General features: G+C 66.9%; 9 protein-coding genes. 2 read left to right on the forward strand and 7 right to left on the reverse strand.

The annotated features are described in order from the left end of the window. Nucleotides 1-123 precede the first annotated feature (123 nt). The 7 genes from ACGFIO_RS43305 to ACGFIO_RS43335 form a co-directional block, all read right to left on the reverse strand. The gene (locus tag ACGFIO_RS43305) at nucleotides 124-1338 is read right to left on the reverse strand and encodes a hypothetical protein (RefSeq protein WP_392836885.1); all 1215 of its coding nucleotides are present in this window, start codon (nucleotides 1336-1338) and stop codon (nucleotides 124-126) included. Between the two features lie 216 nt (nucleotides 1339-1554). Beyond that, the gene (locus tag ACGFIO_RS43310) at nucleotides 1555-3693 is read right to left on the reverse strand and encodes a UvrD-helicase domain-containing protein (protein ID WP_392836888.1); all 2139 of its coding nucleotides are present in this window, start codon (nucleotides 3691-3693) and stop codon (nucleotides 1555-1557) included. Beyond that, a complete protein-coding gene (locus ACGFIO_RS43315) occupies nucleotides 3693-10073 on the reverse strand; it encodes a DEAD/DEAH box helicase (RefSeq protein WP_392836890.1) in 6381 nt (2126 codons plus the stop codon). The genes ACGFIO_RS43310 and ACGFIO_RS43315 overlap by 1 nt, the downstream gene beginning before the upstream one ends. Next, a complete protein-coding gene (locus tag ACGFIO_RS43320) occupies nucleotides 10070-14788 on the reverse strand; it encodes a class I SAM-dependent DNA methyltransferase (protein WP_392836891.1) in 4719 nt (1572 codons plus the stop codon). The genes ACGFIO_RS43315 and ACGFIO_RS43320 overlap by 4 nt, the downstream gene beginning before the upstream one ends. Further along, nucleotides 14785-17673: a helicase-related protein gene (locus tag ACGFIO_RS43325; protein ID WP_392836893.1), complete on the reverse strand. Its 2889-nt coding sequence runs from the start codon at nucleotides 17671-17673 to the stop codon at nucleotides 14785-14787. The genes ACGFIO_RS43320 and ACGFIO_RS43325 overlap by 4 nt, the downstream gene beginning before the upstream one ends. A gap of 122 nt (nucleotides 17674-17795) precedes the next feature. Continuing rightward, nucleotides 17796-18917 carry a hypothetical protein gene (locus ACGFIO_RS43330; RefSeq protein WP_392836903.1) on the reverse strand — a complete coding sequence of 374 codons (1122 nt, stop codon included), beginning with the start codon at nucleotides 18915-18917 and terminating at the stop codon, nucleotides 17796-17798. Beyond that, nucleotides 18917-19432 carry a DUF4365 domain-containing protein gene (locus ACGFIO_RS43335; protein ID WP_392836896.1) on the reverse strand — a complete coding sequence of 172 codons (516 nt, stop codon included), beginning with the start codon at nucleotides 19430-19432 and terminating at the stop codon, nucleotides 18917-18919. The genes ACGFIO_RS43330 and ACGFIO_RS43335 overlap by 1 nt, the downstream gene beginning before the upstream one ends. Nucleotides 19433-19628: 196 nt before the next feature. Between ACGFIO_RS43335 and ACGFIO_RS43340 the strand changes: the two genes are divergently transcribed. Then, nucleotides 19629-19979: a hypothetical protein gene (locus ACGFIO_RS43340; protein WP_392836899.1), complete on the forward strand. Its 351-nt coding sequence runs from the start codon at nucleotides 19629-19631 to the stop codon at nucleotides 19977-19979. Next, nucleotides 19979-21136, forward strand: a complete 1158-nt coding sequence (locus ACGFIO_RS43345; RefSeq protein ID WP_392836901.1) for a caspase domain-containing protein — start codon at nucleotides 19979-19981, stop codon at nucleotides 21134-21136. The genes ACGFIO_RS43340 and ACGFIO_RS43345 overlap by 1 nt, the downstream gene beginning before the upstream one ends. Nucleotides 21137-21317 lie beyond the last annotated feature (181 nt).

Consider the following 21317-nt stretch of genomic DNA (forward strand, 5'->3'; position numbering starts at 1 on the left):
AGTCGCGCCAGCCCGTCAGCGGCTACCAGAGTCGTCTCCGAATACCTCCGGAGCCCACTGGCCTGGGGCATGATCCGCGGGCAACCTGCTGGGTGCCGTAGGAGTAGGGATAGCGCAAAACGCCTACGCGGCCAGCGCGGGGAACACCACCACCGAGCTGTCGCCGTTGCGGGCAATTTCAATAGCCACGTCTGTGGGGCGTCCGCTGACGATGGCCTCGTCTCCCAGCCTGTGGATCCGGTTCGCCGCGCTCATCAGGCGATCAACTTCACCCGTCGTGAAGACCGGCAGCAGCCCGTGCGGACGTGCCAGTTCGAGCGCCGACAGCCGACCAAGGACGCGGGCGATGTCCGACTCCAGTTTGTCGAGGCGTTGTTGATCTACCCGGAGTGCCCGGGTGAAATTCTCGAACGAGTTGCCCGGGTCACTCTGCGCATGGTCGACGGCCTGCAGGATGATGACTCGCCTCTTCAGCGCTACGGCCAAGGCGGCGAGTTCGAGGTGGGTGCGGAAGACTCCGCCGTTCGCGTCGACGCCGGGAAATGATTTGGTCAGGGTGTCGATCCCGACAGCCTTGTCGTCAGGCAACCTGTCGAGTGCGTTCTGCCAACGGGTGAGGCGACGGTCGGTGGCGGCCAGCGCCTTGCCGATGGCATGCACTGCCGAGTCAAGTCCGAGTGAGATACCGAGCTTGCCCTGGTCGAGCAGGATGGCGGTGGCTTTGTCGATGGCGTCGCGGCAGCCGTCGAGTTCGCTGCGCTCGTCGTTGAGCCTGTCGTCATGCAGTTGCTCCAGCAGTTCCGTGATGCGTTCAACCGCCTGCTGGCGCTTGTAGTCGGCATGTGCGCTTACTCCTACCGCTACGGCCATGAGCACGAGCGGTGCGGCTACGGTGAGCGCCGCACTGCCGGCGACCGCTGCGCCAGCCGTTGCGCCGGCTCCGCCGACCGCGCCCGCTGTTGCCGCCTTCCCGACTGGCACAAACGTCGCGTTCGCGGCGATACCCGTCGAGTCAACGAGGGTGCCGTAGATACCGCCGGCTGCCGCCTTCGATGCCATGGGGCGAACTATGCCCTGACCTACCCGAGCCGCGACCTTCGCCGGAATCACCATGCGGTACAGACCCTCACCGGCAGCGGTTGCCGCTCCCGTGGAGTTTCGCGCCGACTGAGTGATGAGCTGTGACAGGTGCTGCGCCAATGGACTCGTGGCATCGAGCGGGATGCCCCGGCTGCGATCGACATCGGCAGGTAGCGGATACGCCTCCAGTGTCGCGATCGGCTCGGCGGCGAGAACGGCCAGCACGCTGCGTAGTTCCGTCAAGCGCTCAACCGTCATCGGCTCATCTCCGGTTAGCGCAGGCACTTGGCCGTTACCGGTCGCCAGCGTCCACACCGGCACGACTGTCCTGTTGTCGTTGGTTCATCGTTCACCTGTTCTGAGGTAGGAGCTTTAACACATCCGCCGATCACCGTCGCGCCTGGCGCGGAGCCAGATCATGATCGAGGCGAATGGCTCGTCCGAGAACTTGGAAGGTCCATGACGTCGGCATGGCTAACGTCGTTGGAGCACGGCGAGTTCATCGCGGGCACGAGTGGCGGCCACATATATCAATGATCGAGCACGGAGCTCGGCGTCGTGCCGTTCGGCGTCGTCCAAGCCGTCGAGGCGGGCCTGCTCAGCGGCCGACCGGAAGCCAGCATCAGCGAGCACTACCTTGGCGAACTCCATGCCCTTGGCCCGGTACATGGTCATCACGAGGACCCGGCCTTCGGCTGGCCGGTCACGATCGACTGCTCGCGCCGGTACGCCGCGCTCATTGAGCGCGTTGACAACTCGCTCGCGTTGGAACTTGTCGGGCACGAGGACAGCGATCGTCTCGGGCGTCGCTCCGCAGTCAAGCCAGGAACGGATCCGGTCCGCAATCGAGTCGAGTTCGGCTGCGAGCGACTCCACGGTCTCCACCTTCGGGGCCGGCCCCGATCGAGCCGAACGGTAGCCGGTGGCTTCTTCCTGATCTTCGAGGTCCACATAGTCGCCGCCGTCGAGCATCGCCATCGCATAGCGCAGGTTCTGCGCGGTGGTGCGGTAGTTGAGGGTGAGCCGCTGCGAGCGGCCGACGATCTTGATGCCGTACCGGCCCAAGACGACACGGTTGCCGTAGATGCGCTGGTGGGAGTCCTCGGCGATGAACAGGTCGTCCTCGCCGTCGGCGACCAGGGCCCTCAGCATCCGCCAGTGCGTCGGCGAAAGGTCCTGTCCTTCGTCGACGAGCACGTGGTCCGCTTGTCCGCCGGTGGCGGCGAGATGGGCGGCGGCGACGGCAGCTGCCTCGACGAAGTCGAGGGTGCCGTCGATACGGCACTGAGCCCGGTACGCAGCGATCAGTGCCCACACTCTGTCGCGCTTGGCGCGGTCCAGGGCGACACCGCGATTGGGTCGCCGGACGCGGCGATATTCCACCTCGTTCTTCACCCGACTGGGCAGGACCACAAGAGCGTATTCGGCGCTCAGGAAAGTCTCGTTGGCGATCTCCGGTGGCAGTTCCGACGACGATGCCTCGATGACTTCTCGCCACCGCCCGTTCGGGGTGCGTGCCGTAGGGCTGGATCGAGCGTCGCCCAGCACGGTTTGAACGGCATCGGTGATGGCCGTGCCGGCCGTGCGAATGACAGCAGCAGCCAGAGCATCGACGCCGTTGACGTATACGCCTGGTTCGTTGAGCGTGGTGGTCTGCGGAATCGCAGGATCGAGTTGGGCGAGGCCGTCGCGGAGGGCCTCAGCCAGGTTCGTGGTGAACGTCGTCAGCACGATCCGGGCGTGAGGCTGTTCGCGGGCCAGCACGCGGGCTCGGTGGATGAGCACGACGGTCTTGCCGGTGCCGGCCCCGCCGGATAGCCGGAAAGGGCCCTTGTACCGACGCACGGCGTAGCGGCGTTGCTCCGGATGCAGGAACACCCGCCACGATCCGAAGTCGCCTTTCTCGATGACCCGACGAAGTTCTTCCTGGCCGTCGATGAACGCGAACTGGGCCTGGGCGGCGGGTTGCTTGAGCGAACGCAACAGGTCGGCGTCTTCGTCGCCGGTCTCTTCAGGCGCCGCGAGTTGCAGCCGTTCGGCGATGGTGTCGATCGAGTCAGAGGTGGCCAGGTCGACCAGGAGCATCCCGAGCCAGCCCTCATGTCGTTGAGCGAGATCGAGGATGGCGTCCTCGTCCGGTGCGGCCAGCGCCAGGTCGGCGACGTCGGCGGGAACGCCGAGCCTGCCGACAAGATCCTCACGGGTGCGCCCCAGCCGAGCCAGGAGCGGCCCGGCTGGGGCGACGGGCGGATCAACAGGATGGGCGGCCGGTTCCGCCCGCTCGAGTCGGACCTGCTCGATCTGGGGAAGGCCGTTGATCGGGTTGACCTTCAAGCGGACCCGGCTGGCGACGGCGATCGCGTCGTCGTGCGGCCAGACCCCGTGGATGACGTAGTGACTCTCGCCCGCCCCGTCGAGCCGGAACATCACGGCACGCCAGAACAGGTCGACGCGACCTGTGCGTACGCGCGGGTCGGCCGCGCCGGCGATCGGTTCAAGGTGCAGGCCTGGGGTGGTGTCGTCGGCGGAGAGCTTCTGAAGGAAGGTCATCGCCTTGGCCTTGACCGAGCCGTCGATTTTGACGGGCCACTTGGTCATGATGATGGTCGGCATCAGCGCTCTCCGAGGTCGGTGGTACCGGTCAGTGCGGCGATGATGGCGTCCGGTTCCGGCTTCACCACGTGCCAGCCGGCGAAGTGGAGGTCTGCTCGGTCAGGCTCGGGCATGTCGTAAAGATCGACAGCAACGTGCACGCCCGGCCAGCAGATGTCCATCGGAATGCCGTCCGGACCTTCCACGCCGATCAGCGGGGCTTTCAGGCCGCCATGGGCGGCGAGGAGGCGGATCAAGTCACGCTCCACACCCGGAGCGGCCGACTCATACGCGGAGGCCCAGCTCTCGTCTACGCCGTCGGGGAGGCCCTTGGAAGCGGCAGGCGCCGGGGCGGCGGTCACCTCTGTGACCGGGCTTCCTACGCGGCTGGCGGTGGTGATGACGGTGGGCCAGTCACGTAACGCCATGGCGTTGGCCAGTTGCAGCCACAGGCGCCACGCGTCCGCGTGCGTAGCGTCGAGGGCCTGGTCTCGGTCGTCGAGCACCACTGCGGCCGGCAGAGCCGACTTGGTCGGTTCGACGACGACGGCGACAGCGCCGAACTTCCGTGCCAGGACGGTCCGGGTGCCGGGAGGCAGTTCTTCGCCGAGCAATACGGCTCGCCCTACCGCAGCGAGGCTTATCCCGTCAGCACAGGTGCGCCGGGACTGGCCGTCGACCAGGAACATCGGCACGGCCCGCGCGACGATCCCGATTTCCGCCGGCCGGGGGGCGGACACCCAGGCCAGCAACCAGCTGATCGGGCCGCCGCGCAGCCGCTCGTACGCGCTGGGCGCGGTCTGGAATGGCGCCTGCTTGATCAGCCTCGCCACCGTGGCCTCGTCGAACCAGGCCGGAGTGGCCGGGGCTTGCTGCTCCGCGGCGGCGATGTCGGCCGCGGTCACCGCCAGCACGATGCGGCCGGTATCGCGCAGAATCTGCCGTTTCTCGGCATCCTCGGCGAGCCGGTTGCGGGATGGGACGGCGTGGAAGGCATGTCCGTCGGTGAACACGGCCACCGCGGGTACCGAGGTGTCGTTGGATTCCAGCAGGAAGTCGGGGCGGGAATTCTCGACGTTGACCTGCGGGGTAAGGGTCCACTGGCGGTGGTCGCCGGGGAGGGTGAAGCGCAGGGCGTTGCCCCACGGTTTCGGCACCTCCGTCATCGCTGCCCCGATCGCGGCCAGCCGCGTCGTGACCAGCTTGCGGAAGCGCTGTTCGAGGTTTGATTCGGGGCTGTCCTGCGGTGGGGTGGTGACGAGCGTCCACGGCGGGCCGTCCGCGGTTTCGGCCTCCTCATTCAGGCCGAGCAGGTGGGCGAGATGGCGCTCGGCCGAGGCCCGCGACGTGCGGCGAAGCATCGCGGGCGGGGTGAAGGGCAGCAAGCAGCGATGGCAAGCGAGGCGTTCCTCGTGCCGGCACTCGCAGTCGTGTACTCGTTGCCAGGCGACCGCGAGCAGGTCACGTAGACGGCCGGGGTCGGATAGATCGGCCAGATAACCGGTTCCGCCGGGCACAATGTCGTGCAGCAGGAGCGCGTCATGGTTGTCAGTGCCGTCGCTGAGGGTGGGCTCGACGACGTGCTCGACCCGGAGGTGGTCGGGGTGTCCGCCGATCTGTTCGCGCAGACCCAGCAGGACGGCCGCGGCCAGGCTCGGTACGGCGAAATCGTCGCCGAGGGTGACCGCGTACGGAAGGTGTAGCAGCAGACCTTGGGTGCGTAGCGTCCGGGAGAGAGCGACCACGACGGTGTTCTCCGTGTCCGCCTTGCGGTACGGGCACCAGGCGCGGTGTTCGTGCGGGCGGTTACGCCCAGAGTCGGTGTCGAGCTTGCCGCACCCACTGCACACCCGGAACAGCGTGCCGGTGCGTTCGTCGGCCGAGATGATCCGCGAGGTGCCGTGACCCGGGACACCCACGTTCAGCCAGCGCAGGTCCATGCTGCGCAGATAGGTGCAGCCCAGCCCGGTGTTGTCGGCGTACCACTTGGCCGCGATGCCGGCCGGATCGATGTCGGCGGCCGTGATGAGCTGAAACGGGATGCGGTCGCGCTGGTCACGCCGATCGGAGATTTTCACTTCGTCGCGGCGTACCTCGGCCGAGACATGGGACAACTCGACGACGTCGAGACGCTGGCCGGTGTCGGCGATGCCGGTGCTCCCGCACCGTGGGCACTTGGCGATCGGCTGCTCCTGCCCGGTGGCCGCGATGTCAGCCGCGAATCCGCAGGCGGGGCAGAACGCCCAGGGACGGATCGACTCGCCGTCGATGCCGAGGTCGATCGCGTCCACGGCGATCTCCCAGCCACGGGCGTAGAACGTCGCGCCGGGTGCGAACTCGCGGATGGCCTGCGCCGAGCCGCGCCGGAACTGGGCGCTGTCGCTCTCGAATTCGCCGGAGTCCGGGTTGGTCCAGCTGATCCCCACGGCGAGGGTGACGGTGTCGTCGAGCAACGTGTAGTTGGGCAGCAGCCCGTACTCCTCCAGCACGCTGATCCAGTACTCGCCGCGCAGGTGCGCGAGCTGGCCGCTGACCAGCTTGCGCGTGGTCTTGGCCGACCGCAGGGCCCGCTTGTCGTCGTCGGTCTTAGCCGGCGACGCAAACTTGGCCTCCAGCTCGGGCAACACCTTGTTGATATCGGCTTGGCGCTGCTTGAGTGTCTCGACGGTCTGCTGCCAACGTTGGCTGGCTGCGTGCACGTAACCGGCGAACAGGCTGGTGCCGGCACCGGCGGACGGCCGGACCCAGTCGCTGAGCGCGGTAACGGTGGGCTCAGGCAACGAAGTTATGGTGTCGGTGAACCGGCGAACCGCGACGGGGCCACCCGTCTCGGCGACGGCGATGAGCTCGCCGAGGAACGAGTCCGGGTCGCTGGCTCCGATGGCCTTCTGCGCGCTGGCCGGGTGGGTGTGCCGCTCGTCGCGAGCCATCCCATCGACCAGGCAGGCGGTGAACTGCCGTCGCAGGATTTCCTCGGCGCTCAGGTAGGTGGCGGGCGGCCGGACCTCGCCGTTGATGACCGACAGCGGATCGCCGAGCTTGGGCAACTGGTCGCCGCGTCCGGTGAGGTAGGCCAGGTTGAGGGCGTTGCCGGTCAGCCGGCCTGCGCGTCCGACCCTCTGCAGATAGGACGCGACGGTGCGGGGCAGCGACGAAAGCAAGACAGTGGACAGGTCCCCGATGTCGATACCCATTTCCAGGGTGGGGGTGGCAACCAGCACGTTCGGCGCTTGCGGCTCGGTCGACGACTTCTTGAAGCCGTCCTCGTAGCTCAGCCGAGTGGCGTCGTCGAGCAAACTCGTGTGTTCACGAGCGACGATCCGGCGCATGTCCGGCGAGGCGTATAGCCGGCGATAGAAGTTGTCGGCCAGGGTCTCGCTGGAGAGGCGGCCGTGGCACCGCACCAGCATGCAGGGCGCCCCGTCGAGCTGGTTGACGGTGGTCCGGCTGCCCGGCACCACGGCCCGGCAGGTGTCACAGGCAAGTAGGTGCCGCTTGGCGGCGAGGTCGGCGGGCCGAGTCGGGGCCACCTGGACACCTGAGGGTGGGATCGCGTAAACGGTGGCGCCGCTCTGGCTGGTGACGGTGGACAGGACACCGTCGCGGGCCAGCCTGTCGAGCAGCAGCCGGGTAAGCCGGCCGCCGTCGGCGGGGCTCACCGACAGCGCTCGGGAGGTCCAGCGCGCGTACCAGGATTGTGCCGAGGTGACCGCGTCCAGATCGCTGTCGCGGACCGAATTGGCCGAGCCGCCGACACGCGGATAGCTGGGGGCCGGCCGGGTGTTGGGGAAGGCGGGCATGCCGTCGCTGCGGGGTCGGCCACCCCAGATGGACCAGCGGTTGCCGTCCTCCTGGCGAAACTTGGTGAACCAGGGGTGATCGATCGCGCCCTGGGCCCGCATCCGGTCCAGCACGCCCCGCACCCATTGCACGAGTTGCTCGTCGGTCGGTTCGGTGAGATCCGCGTCGAGCGGGCTCTGCACGGCGAATCCGGTAAGCACGCTTCGCGCGGCGGCAGCCATCCGGGCGGGCGGCCCGGCGTCCACCTCTACCGTGGCGGCGCCGGTCAGTTCGAGGGTCCGGCCGGTGCGCGAGTTGAGCCCGAACTCCAGGGCCACGTCGAGCGCGAGCCGCTTGCGAACCCGGGACATCACCCGGGCCGGCACACCGCGCAGCGTCTTCGACGTCCAGAACGGGGTGAACGACTCCCTGTCGACGCAGTCGGGGCCGAGCAGCCGATAGCGCTGGAAATGGTCCGTGCCGGTGCGCTGGATGACGTCCTCGACCAGCGCGTCCAGGGTGAGCGTGCCGGGGGCGATCGCCGCGTTGAGCGCCGCGCGCAGGGTCAGCGTATGCGAACGGGCCTCCACGAAACCGGCCCGATGCGCGGCGTCCTGCACCGAGTCGGTGAAGACCAGCGCCTTCTTCTCCCGCAGATCAAGGGCCGCCGAGCCGAACAGCGTGGACAGCGACACCGACAGCAGCGTGGCGATGGCGCTGCCGAGGAAGCGGATGCCGTCCGGCTGGGCGCACGACGGGCAGGTGTCGTGCCGCGCCTGCTCGTCGGCGTCGCGCCCGGCGCTGGTCAGCACCGGCAGGATCCAGCCGTCGCGCAGGTCGGCGTCGTCGTCGCCGGGCGGCGCGGCGAGCAACTCCCGGCCACGCACCGAGAACCACGCCAGCCCCTCCGGAAAAGCGGTCCCACCGTACGCCGCGTCGGCCTCGGCCGGCGCGTACAGCAGGGCCCGGAAGCGTCCCTCCTGGTTGGCATGGTTGCGCCGGATCGTCTCGTCGTCAACGGCGAGACCGGTGCCGACCGGGGCGAGCGCCACCCCCCAGCCGGATCGGCCACAGAACCGGCAGTAGACGGCCGGAAACGACGGCCGGACGTCCTCGGTGTCGCCGCCGGCTACCGGCGGCCCGTCGTCGCCCCAGCGGAACCGTGCGGCGGTGTCGGCGGCCCGGTCGATGCGGGTGAGTTCCCGCACCCACAGGTGCACATCGACCGCGAGCGCGTCGCGCCCGGCAACCGCCCGGATGTGCCCGAGAGCCGCCACTACGGCGGTGATCGCCCGCGCCCAGTCGTCGTCGAAGCCGCCGGCCGCGAGACTGGAAGTGCGCCGCTCGGCCTGGCCGGCGATCCGCCGGACCAGGTCATCGACGCTGATCGCGTCGGTGGTCTCGAAGGCCAGCTCCTGCACCAACGGGTGCGCCTTCGCCAGGGCGAGCAGCAGGTCCGGTCCGGCTTCGGCGAGCCGGTCCCGGTCACCGGCCCACAGCAGACCCAGCACCGTACGGGCGAGAACCGCGCCGTCCGGGTCAGTGCCGAGGTCGTCAACAGCAGCACGGACCTCGCTCGCCCGGAACTCGTCCGCGATGGCAAACCCGGCGTCGGCGACCACGGTCTCCGCGTCACCCACCCACTCGGCGAGGTCCTGCCGCGACTCGGTCACCACGGCATCGGCTGGGAACCGCTCACCGAACACCGTCTCGGCGAAACCCAGCATCGACCCCGGATCACCCTTGTCGCCGAGGGTCGCCGACGTCGCCACCGGCGTGATCAAGCCGAGGGGCCGGACCCGGGCCTCGTCCGTGACCGCCGGGTCGCCGTCCCGCCAGTGGCTCTTCAGCGCCAGGCCGAGGCGGCGTAGCAGCATCGCCACGTCGGTGCCCTGCGCGCCGTCGTAGGTGTGGAACTCGTCGAGCACCAGATACCGCAGGCTGGTCGCGGACTGCCGCCACAGGCTCTGATCATCGTGACGCAGCAGTAACTGGTCGAGCATCTTGTAGTTGGTGAGCAGAATGTCCGGAGCGGTGTCCCGAATGACTCCACGATCGGTGATCAACCCGTCCGCCGTGACCGTGGTCCGCGGCTGGTCCTTCTGCCCGGTGTAGAGCGCCGCCGTGATCGACGCCAGCTCCGGGTGGCCGGTGAGCAGCCCGGTGAGGCGGGCCGCCTGGTCGTTGGCGAGGGCGTTCATCGGGTACAGGATCAGCGCCTTGATCCCGGTGACACCCTCCAGCCGGGCCCGGCGCACGTGGTCGAGGATCGGGTACAGGAACGCCTCAGTCTTACCCGAGCCGGTGCCGGTCGTGACCAGCGTCGGCTGCGGACGCCGCCCACCCAGGGAGGTCAGCCGCGCGAAGGCGGCGGCCTGATGACCGTACGGGGGCGGTCCGGCGTACCAGTCAAGGTGCTGCCGCCAGCCCGGCTCGGCGGGGCGGAATGGCAACCGCAGACGTACGTACGGACCCTTGAACATGCCGGTGACCGGGTCGGACAGGAACGTGTCGAGGCCGTCGCGCGGGTCCGTCTCGGTCAGCGCGAACGTCGTCGTCAGGTAGTCGACGAGACTGGCCCGGACGTTTGCCGCCTGGACGGTGGGGAGTAACTCGGTCACTGACGATCCCGAAGGCGCCGCTCGAAGACCGCATAGGCCTGCCGCATGTCCGCCTCCCGGTCCAGGGTGACGAACGGCAACTCGTAGATATAGGTGTTGCCGGCCTGGTTAGTGGCGGTGCGCTCCTCAGCGGTGATCCGCTCGCCCTTCTTGCGCCACACGATGAGCACCGAGTTGGGTACAAGCCGACCGTTGGCATCATAGTAATATACGTTTCGATCGTAACTACGCAGAACCGCAAACTGGGTCCGGTAGATGGAACACCACTCGTCGGCCGTCAACCCGAGCATTAGCGCCACTAAAGCATCAATCTCCACGAGTGCCTGCCGGCGATCAGCCGCGATCCGGAGCGGGGCATTCGGCATCCATTCCTGCTCAATTAGACCCAAGGGCTGTCGCCGCCGGTGTTCGAGTCCGCCCGCCCACGTGTCTTCTCGGAACGATGGCAAAAACACCCTATTCCATAGATCGGAATAGGCGTCCGTCACGCAATTGAGGCGCAATGCTCGAATGACTACTAGGCTACTCAAATCATGACTGAAGGCCATAGGCAAACGTTCAATGGCGCTAAATAGAATCTCCGACTTCGGCGCACTGCGGACCGAGAAGTCAGAAATGATCGAAGAGACGAACCCGCAGATCAGGATGAGTCTTGTGACATCATCGCCGGATACGGCCAAACTGTATACCGGATGCACATGAGCCGCTCCCGGCGGAATGATCGCAGGGATTAACGTGCGTTCTCCATGGTTGGCGGCCATCCGGCGCCACGCAATTCGGTAGTGATCGCGAGCGGGGTCTGGGCGCTCCTCGCTGCCCCAGTCGGCGTAGGCGCAGTCGTAGTCGTAGTCGTCACCTCGGCGCTGGTAGGCTGTGGCGGGGACGGCGTCGGTTGCCAACGCTTCAAAGTCTGTGGCCGACCAGTCCTGCTTGTTGCGAATAGATCTATTAGGCAGCTTGTAAAGCGGTGTCGAAACAAACAAGTGTGGACCTTGTAGAATTACATCATCCCAGGATAGCGGCACCGCCCACTCCGACTCGAAGTAGCCCTTCGTTCGATCGTTTTTCTCGTGCCAGCCAGCAGAAAAATTCAACTTCTGGTGGCCAATTCGGCTTGCATGCGACAGCTTTTCGAGTACAGCCGCACTTGATCGATTGACTGCATAGGCCATCCGTGTGTGCCGAATCGGTACCTCTTCCGTCTCCATCGTGGCGTGCCAGGCGCGCAACGTCTCCTCCGTGACCCACGTAATCCGCGAGCTATGGGGACGTACGTCCCACCGTCCTTCATCATCTTTAAGGCCGGGTTCGGGTCCAGACCCGTCGTGAACGAGGGATCTCGTTGCGGTATCGGGGTGGTACAGCCAGCACGCTTGCGTGAAAGCTGGCGCAGCCAGCCGAGATCCGTGCACCGTAATGCCGTAGTGGTTGAGATGCGCAATCTCGAACAACATCAACTCGTTAACGAAGTGCCAATGGCGGCGCAATCTAAGGTAAAGCTCAGAGCGCAGTACACCCGCCTTCTCGTCAGTGAAGTGCGAGTTGAGATGGATCATGCCGATGGTTCCGCGGATCGATCCGTGCCGCCACATCACCTCCATGAAGCAGCGGTACAGATCCGGCTGGAGCCCTTGCAGGTGAGGATACTGCGCAGCCGAACCGACGAATGCCGCGATTGATAAGACCTCTACCGTGCCGTCGACGACCAACTCGGTCATGCCCGGCAGCGCCAGGGTCGCGGCCCGCTTGGTGGCGACCTGCAGCTGAGTTGGTTTCAGCGCCAACTGCCACCACGGATCACCTTCGGCCAGCAGCGCATCCACGTCCGAGCGAGGCCGCACCCAGGGCGGGTTGCCGACTTGGAGGTCAAAGCCGCCGCGGGCGAACACCGTGGCGAAGTCCAACTGCCAGTGGAAGAAGCCCTGGCGCTGGGCGATGCGTTCGCACACCACCAGCCACGGATGCTCGCGCAGCACCGTCTCGATCGGTCGGGCCCCGGCGAAGCCGATCTCCACCTGTTCGGCTTCGTTGAGTTCGGCCCAGCTCATCCCGGCCTTCAGGGTTGGACCGGCGGCCTTGCGTTTGCGCAGTTCCGGGTTACGGCCCAGCAGCGCCTGCAGCCCGGCGATCCACTGCGCGACCGTCGGCGGGGCGATCACCGTGCCGTCCACGGAGGTGGACTCGTCGGTGAGCGGCCAGAACCACAGCGCGGTCCACGCGTCCATCACCCGGCGCAGCCTTCGGTAGGCGCCCTCCTCGTCGGCGAGCGCTGCCTCGATCTCCTCGCGCTGCACAGCCCCGCCGACCGGCAAATCCCCGGCCTCCCACACCGGGATGTGCCGGCGGATCTGCTTCTCGGCGATGTCGAGGCGGCGGTAGGCGATCTGCCACAGCGACTCGACCCGGTGCGCCAGTTCTGCGTACGCGTCAACGGTTTGCTTGGTGGGTTTGGTTTTGGTGCTGCCCCGCCAGGTCTTGAGTCGCTTCGCCGCGTCCGGCGCGAGGGCGGCGGCGTCCTTGGCGTCGGCGGCCGATCCCCAACCGTCGGCAGGCAGCAGGAAGTGGTGGATGCCGTCGGTGCCAACCCGTTCGGCGTCGATGTCCTCGACCAGGGAGGTCAACGGAACCTCATCCGGTACCGCGCCGAGCCAGGACTTGTCGGTGACCTGGCTGCGCTGGTAGACCGCCCGGCGCGCCCCGATCAGCGAGTTCCCGCGGCGCAGGTGAAGGCCGAACCACGGTGCCGCCAGTCCCTTCACCATCGTGTCCAGCCATAGGGTGATCTCGGCGAGTTCCACTGCGGTGCCGTTCAGGTCGACGCCGTAGACGTTGTGCAGGGCGAGGTAGGCCTTCACCTCCTGCAGGCGCGCCGGGTAGTCGTCCGGGTCGATGGTTTTGCCCTCGTCGGCGAGTTCCTCCTTGCGGCGCTTGAGGTATTGCTCGGCGAGCTGGCGCACCGCCTCGATGGCGAACGCGCCCGAGCCGAGCGCCAGCTCGCAGATCGTCATGCCGAGGATGTCGGCGGCCGGGGTGCGTACGCCGTTCTGGTCGAGCAGTTCCTCCAGTGCCTGCCCGACGGTGAACTTCGTCAGCACCTCGGGGGTGTAGTAGGACGCCGACTGCTGCCGTTCCCGGCCGGCCAACCGGAACACGAACGAGCCTCGCGGATGCAGCACCGGCCGCGGCTCGCCGGTCACCTTGTCGATCTGCTTGACGAAGTCGGCGGGCTCGATGCCGTCGGCTCGGTCCGCAGGCACCACCCAGGAACCCCTGCTGCCGTCGCCGCCCTTGGCCACCTCGTACAGGTCGGTGTCGGCGAAGAAGCCGGTGTACGACATCAGCCCCTCGTAGACCGCACCGAGCTGGTTGATACCCAGTTCCGCGTACGAGATGAAGCCTCTGTCCTTACCGCGCCGTTCCTTGCTGAGCAGCAGGTGGGTGAGCACCTCCTGAAGAGCCGCGTTACCGAGACCGACCGCGTCGATGTTCGCGGTGGCGCTGGGCCGGAACAGGTCGGCGCGCAGCGGGTTGAAGGTGAGCCCCGGCGCAGACAGTGCGTCGTCGCTGTTCGGTTCGGCGGTCCGGTGTCCCCGGTCGACCAGCCGGAACAGCACACCCAACGACTCGTAGAGGTGGGTTCCGGCGCGGGCTCGCGGGGTGGCCAACTGGACCTGGACGAGCTCGCGGAGCCGGTCGAGGCTGTAACCCCGGTCGTATTCGGGGGCCCCGACCGGCAGCACGCCCAACTCGGGTGAAGCCTCCGCGTAGAGCAGGAAGAGGATCCGGTAGAGGAAGCGCAACGCCTGCTTGGCCAGCGGCTGGGCTTCCGGGGCGGGTAGCGGGGCGAGGCCCTGCGCGCGGCGGCGGGCGACGACCTCGTTGGCAATGATCTCGATGGACAGACGTACGCCCTCGCGGAGGTCCTGGGAGACGCCCACGGTGTGTTTGATCGACTCGTCGAGGACACCGCTCCACCACAGGTTGCCATCCGCGTCCGGGGCGATCGACGCGGCGGACAGGCAGGTGAGTGCTCGGTCGATCTCGCCGCCGCGCCGAGTGTCATTGCGTTCGCAGATCAATTGCATGTCGACCGCGAGGTAGCGGCCTTCGGCCCAGCGTTCCCGCTCGGTCAGGACCGCCCACCGGCCGGCCAAAATCAGGATCAGTTCGGGGGCGCCATCCTCGCCGAACAGGGCCGAGGTGAGCTTGGCGGCCGAGATCAATTCGTCACCGTCGTCGTCCAGGCGCACCGGCACGGCCAGCGTCCGGCCGTCCTTGGCAAGGATGTCCTCGACCGTGGCGACCGGCTGGGCCAGTACGACGGCCAGTGGCGCCCGGTCGGTGATGCCGGGAGCCGAGACTCGCAGGATCGGCCCGTCCGCGTTGACGACGAGGCCATGCTCACGTAGCTCCAGGATGCCGATGAGCCGTTGATGGATCGATCCGACCGCGTCGGCGACGGTCTGCGGGTCGGTGGCGCCGAGATCGGCCTCCACATCGGTCAACTCGCCGAGCTTGGCCAGGTCGGCTTCGATTTCCTGCCGGGCTTCGGTGAACCGGCTGCGCGGGGTGGGCCGGCGCTCGTCGGCTTCGGCGTCCCACGTCTTGCGGCGTTCCAGCACCCGTGCGCGGAACGAGTCCTTCGTCGCGTCGGTGGTGAAGTAGTGCTCGGAGATCCAGCCCTCGCCGACCAGGATCGCATCGGACATGCTCATCGCTGCACCTCGGCGAGAGGTACGACCACCAGCAGCGGGCGTACGAGCTGCCGATCCGGGTTCATTTCGGTGACCAGCCGTTGTTCCTGGGCGATGCTGACCCGGCGCTGTTTGAGATCACGGCGTTGGACGAGGGCGTCGGCGTCGTCCTGCCATTGGGCGAGCCGGTGTGACCACTGCTCGACCCGGTGTGCGACGTCCTTCTCGGCCACCGCGAACAGGTCGCGCATCTGCTCACGGGCGTGGTGCACGGCCAGGGGGATGAATCGACCCAATGCCTCGGCGTCGGGCACCGGACCGGGGTTGGTCCGCGGGGTGTCGAAGCCCAGCGCGGCCAGCGCCGTGGCAGCCGACGGATGTGGATTCACCAGGGCGAACAACTCATCGTCGGGGAGCGGGAATTCGACGGTCAGCCAGGCCGCCGAGACAACCTGGCCACGCCGGTTGGTGAGCGTGCCGAGCAGCAGCACGGTCGGTTCGCCGACGTCGCCGCGGACCGCGAACACCTGGTTGCGGCCCAGCCCGGCCAGGGCTCGGTCCGAAGCCCAGTCCAACACCGGGTGCAATGGGCTCAGATAGTGCGCGTCCGGCCAACTGGAGCCGATGTCGTCGCGCAGCGCCTGTTCCAGCCGGTCCTTGCCCCGGGCCTGGGTGGTGGCCAAAACGAGCTTGTCGGTGACCCGCCGGTCGGCGAGATAACTCTGCGGGAGCACGTCGAGTCGTTGCACCAGGTCGGGTGGCGGGATCAGTTCGGCGGTGCCGAAAGCGGGATCGCGCCGCCAGGCGACACCGTTGTTGTGCGCCGGCCCGGTCGGGTCAACGAAGGCGGCATGTAGCGCCTCTTCCAGGTACGAGACCTCGTCCGGGTAGAGCCCTGACCCGGCGTTCACAGCCGTCTCGGCCAGTGGCTCCTCGTCGGAGTCGTCGGCGTCGACGATGCCGAAGAAAATCGCCGACAGGTCATCGCCGGCCAGCACCTCGTCCGGCGTCCGCACCACCTCGTCCAGGGCACGTTGCCCGGCCAGGACCGCGCGGATGGCATCTTCCTCGCCCTTGACATCGTACTGGCCCATCAGCGATGCAGCGTCGCCGAGCGCGCGGTGTGCCTCATTCTCCTTGTCGACCAGCTTCGCCAGGATGCGGATATCGCCGCCGAAGCGTTCGCTGTCCGGCTCCAGCAGTAGGGCTGTGATCCGGGGCCGATCCCGCTGTCCGTACCGGTCGATGCGACCGTTGCGCTGCTCGATCCGGATCAGGCTCCACGGGATGTCGTAGTGGATCAGTTCGTGGCACTGGGCGTGCAGGTTGACACCCTCGGAGGCGACATCCCCGGTGACCAGGACCCGGACCGGGGCGTGCTTCTGCTTGAAGGCTTCCACCACACGCTGCTGCTCGTCGTCGGGCAGTCCCCCGTGCATGATCGCGACGGCCTCGGTGGGTAAACCGAGATCGGCCGGCAGGTGTTCGTGCAACCACGTCAGGGTGGCGACCCGTTCGGCGAAGATCACCGCCCGCACCGGCGAACCGGATCCGACGCCGATCTCCCGAAGCCGCTGGACCAGCCGGGTGTACTTAGCCGAGCCCGCCGTCAGCGCCGTCGCGTTGAGGGCGGCCAGCCGCTGCAGGGCCGCCCGTTCGACCGTGCCGGCGGCGTCCTGCCGAAGCCGCCCCAGACGCTGCCGAACGGTCTCGGCTAGCGCGGCCGGTGACGACAGGAATGCCTTGGCGAGCGTCCACGGGAAGAGCGAAGCGTTCTGTCCCGAGTAGGGAGTGCGCTGGTCGGGCGGCCAAAGCCAGACGTCCTCGAGTTCGCGGGCGACCGCGTTCTCCGCCGGACTCGCGGGCACCAGTACGTTCTCCGGCTCCTGCCGCTCCGCCCAGTCCGCGCCGACGACCCTGGCCACCTCATCGCTGTGCCGGTGGCGGCGGATCACCAGACGTTCGATCTCCGCGGCCACCAGGTCGCCGTCGGGCGGGATCGCGGACGGATCGAGCAGCCGAGCCAGCTCGGCGAAGGACTCCTTGCGCCCGTTGTGCGGGGTAGCCGAAGCCAAGATCAGCGTTTCCGCATTGCGCGACAGGGTACGGGCCAGCCGGTTGTTTTGGGTGGACGCGTTCGCGAGGTTGTGCGATTCGTCGATGACCACCGCGTCCCAGCGCTGCTTCTTCAGACTGGCCGCGTACCGCTCCGACTTCAGGGTGTCGATCGAGATGATCGCCCGCCGAAAATAGGTAAACGGGTTGCGGTTCGCGGGAAGCTTCTGCCGGACTCGCTGGATGCCGGCGGAGTCGAGCCGGACGAACGGCAGCGCGAATCGTGACCACAATTCCTGCTGCATCTGTTCGAGCACATGGCGGGGCGTCACGATGAGGATCCGTTCGCCACGGCCCCGACGCACCAGCTCCGAGAGGATCATGCCGATCTCCAGGGTTTTGCCCAGCCCGACCGCGTCGGCCAGCAGGATCCGCGGGCGAAGATTGTCCGGGTCGAGAGCCTTGCGCACGGCAGCCTGTTGATAGCTCAAGGGTGTGGCAAGGGCCTGCGTGGCGACAGTTAGCGAACGCTCGGCCAGCGGAATTGCGGTCTTGCGGTAGGTGGACTCCAGCCAGAGCCGCGCCTTGCGGTACCGCGGGCTGTCGTCCGCCACGACGCTCGCGGCGGCCGGGTCGAGCGGTGCGATGCGGTCGAGAGAGGCGTAGAAGCTGGCGGTGACATCACGCACGAGTTCACCGAGGCCACGGACGTGTACGAGGAGTCCGTCCGCAGTCTCCTCTGCGGTCTGCACCAGCCATTCCTCGTCCCGGATGATCACAACCGACCCCGGTGCCAATTCGAGTGGTGCTTCGGCAGCGACATTATGCACGTCGTCGTCCCGCCTCCCCATCGAAATTTCGTGACTTGATCCTATGTGGATCTACGCCCGGTATAGACCGTCCTTCCAGCCCTTGCTACACATGAATGGTTTGCCGAACACTACGAAAGGCGGAAACACCGCAGGTCAAGCGGTCAATTCTCGGTTCTATCGGCCACGACTTCAACGCGGGAAACGCGCTCGATCCGTCCGCGCACAGCCGTGCCGGTGACCCGTACGTGTTGCCGGTGACCGTGTGCATCGACGAGCCGTTGATAGAGGGCATCCGGAAGCAACACCCGGACGGACCGCTCCGAGGAGCCGTACACGGTGGAGATCGGCCCGCGCACGGTCGCCTGGCCGCCCTCACCGGCGTCTCGCCGCAGTCGGCTGACCTGACCTTCGATCGTGACCTCCCCGTCCGGAACCGCCACCCTGAGCTGCTCTGCTGCGGTGTGCAGGATCTCGATCCGGCGCGTGTTGAAGCGAAACGACCTGGCCGGCACGGAAGACGGGAGCTGACCAGCCCAGTTGAACCGGACGTCGTAAGGAACTCCGTCCCGGCCGAGCTTGGCCAGCGCATCGCAGACGTTCGCCGAAACCCCCTCACTCGTGCGGCGCAGAAACAGCCCGATATCGAAGTCGCGTTGCGCCTCGCCAGAGGCCGCGAAACACGCCCGTACCGCACGGTGCATCTGTAAGGACACCCGGCGGGCGAAAGGCAACTCGGCGTTCACGGCGACGCGCGGAACGGCGAGCTGAGCAGCTATCGCCCAGCTTCCGGCGCGCGGGCTTCCCAATCGCACCGTACGAGCGAAGTCGAACGCGCTCTCCGGCCGACGTCCCTGCATCAACATTGGCCGCTCGTTCATCAGTGCGTACGTGGACGCGACGACCAACTCCCGGACCCCCGCTAACGCATCGACAGCGTTGAACAGGGGAATCGTCCCGGAAGGTCCGTCGGGCAGGAGCCGGAAGGATAGTGTGTCCGCGCCGGTGTCCGCCAAGTCGTCCAAGAGCAGCCGGATCGGGCGCTCTTCCACGGCCGCGACGGTGGCGAGGAAATCGGAGATGCGGCTCGGGTAGTCGCGCAGGTCCCGATCGCCGGGGACCAGCACCTGGAACTCGCCGTCGTCCTCCCGTCGTGACCACAGGGTGGCCCGTTCGAGACGCTCTTGTGGGGACCAACCGTTGGACAACAGATACTGACTCAGTGTTTCCGGCGTCAGGGCCGACGCGGCGCGCAGTTCTTCATCACTGACCAGGGCGGGCGGCATCACGACGCGGACATTCGTTGCGCGGGGACGGGGTCGAGCAGCGACCGAAGGCCGTTGACGGTCAGGAGGTTGCGCTTGGGTACGGAGACCGTGACGTAGCGCTGCTCCGTCCGGTCGAGCACCGGCGAACCCCGTAAGGAAGCCCAGTAGCCGCCGTGGCTGAGGCGCATGGAATTCTCGTCCACCTCGGCGTACTGGCTAACGTCCGGCGGCACGATGATCAGAAAGAGGTAGCGAGACACGGCGAACCCCTCGCCGGCGATGTTGTTGTAGTGGTCCACCTTCATCGGGTACTGCCAGTGCAGATCGGTTCCCTTAGGGCTCGACCACGACTTGACCTGTGCCTCGATCTTGGGGAACCGGACCGTGCCACGAATCCCGGGGAAGTCGATGGAGAAGTCCACGCCTGTGTGGTCGAGGTCTTGCTGACCAGCGATCAGGCCGGCAGCGCTGGCCAGTACTCGGACGAAACTCTCGCCGAAATATCCTTGATGGTTGTATTTGGCGTAACTCATGCACCCTGTCCCAGGTCCGCACCGGAAGCGCTCCGTGGGCGTAAACATTACTTCTGGTCACTGTCGCGGAGAACCCCTCGTCGCAGGACTTCACGCCAAGCCCGTCAGCTACGCGATCATCACCTCGTCTGGTCAGTCGCCAAGCCGACATCACCGACGTCTGGCGCTCCTTTGCGCGAGCGAGGATTATCGCCGCGTGCATGCGGAGATCGCGCTCGGTGACAAAACGACGAACGAGCTGGGCTCGCTCTATTCCTGGCTGCAACGCGATGACGAGTTTCGTGGCAGGGTCAGGACCGTGAAGGCCGACCTGAAACCCGGCGACATGGGCAGCGTCACGGAAGTCCTCACGGTGGCGCTCGGCAGCGGTGGTGCGGTGGCGACGCTCGGCGGCACGCTGAGCGCCTGGATCGGGGCACGGCGCACCAAGGTCAACGTTGAGATCACGAACGGCGACCGGACCTGCCGCGTCGAGATCGACACAGCCAACGCTGCCGCCGCCGCTGAACTGCTGCAAGAGGCGGTTGCAGCTACCGGCGGACTGTGATGGCAACCCGTCTGCCGGACCCGCACAAGTCCAATGCGCTGCTCGTCGGAGCCGCCAATTTCGCCAGCGACGCGATCCTCGACCTGCCGTCTGTGGCCAACAACATCTCCGGCCTGGCCGAGACGCTCACTGCTCCTACCGCCAGGGTGATCGATCCCGCCCGCTGCCGGCAGCTCATCAACCCCCGTAGCCTGGACGAGGTTGGCGCCGCGCTCGACGAGACCGTGAACGCGGCTAGTGACACCGCGATCGTCTACTACGCCGGGCACGGGCTGCTCACCCCACGCGGAGCACTGCATCTCGCAGTCGCCAACACCGACCCGGACCGCGTCACCTACACCGCTGTGCCGATCGAGTGGCTACGCATGGCCCTTGCCGAAAGCCCCGCGAAGAACCGAATTTTGATACTCGACTGCTGCTTCTCCGGCCACGCCGCAACCGCGATGACATCGGTCTCTTCGGCGTTGACCGCAGCCATTGACATCAGCGGCACCTACACGGTCACTTCAGCGCCGGCAAATTCGACCTCGATCGCGCCACCCGGTGACCGGTTCACGGCGTTCACCGGAGAGCTGCTGCGGGTACTTCGCGACGGAATCCCCGGTGCCGGCGACTTGCTCTCGATGCGTGACATTTACACCGCACTCGTCCGCGGCCTGCACGCGCGCAGCATGCCCCGGCCGCAACACCTCGGTACGGGCCTTGCCGACCACATCGCACTTGGACCGAACGTGGCCGACAGTCCAACGCTATCGCCCGTACGGCCTGCGGGGACGCCTCCGGAGCAGGACATGCTCCGATCGAAAGCACAAAGCAGCACGAGTCCGGCTGACAGCGAAGTACTCGAAAAACAGTTCCACCAGGCGCTCGTCAACGGGTACCGCGCCATGAAGCGCGAGATCAACTACAACGCCACCATCTACATTCGGATGATCTCCACTTCTGGTGGCCTCGGCGCAGCCCGTCAACTCCTGCACGCGTCGTCGGTCTCCAGTGGGTTCACCACTCTCTGGGAGAAGGGCCGTCTGGATCTCACCGTCGAGGCATTTGTCCTGCAAGAGCCATGGTCGGCGTTGTTCACCGAGGAAGAGCTCCAGATTGCCCGTGACCGGCTCGCCGAATACGGCTATCACTCGGCCCCACGGGCAACAAGTTGAGTGTCGATTTAGCCCGGCACTTTTGGAGGGAAAGTTCGGAGCACGAGGGCTGTGCGAACTGCAGCATGGACCGAAGGCAACCTCACTGAGCACTTTTCATCTGGGTTCGTTCAGGTGGGGGCAGGGCGAGGGAGTCGATAGCTGGGCGGGGTGAGGCTCCCGGTAAGACAAGCAATCGACC

Source organism: Actinoplanes sp. NPDC049265, assembly GCF_043197135.1.
GTDB lineage: Bacteria > Actinomycetota > Actinomycetes > Mycobacteriales > Micromonosporaceae > Actinoplanes.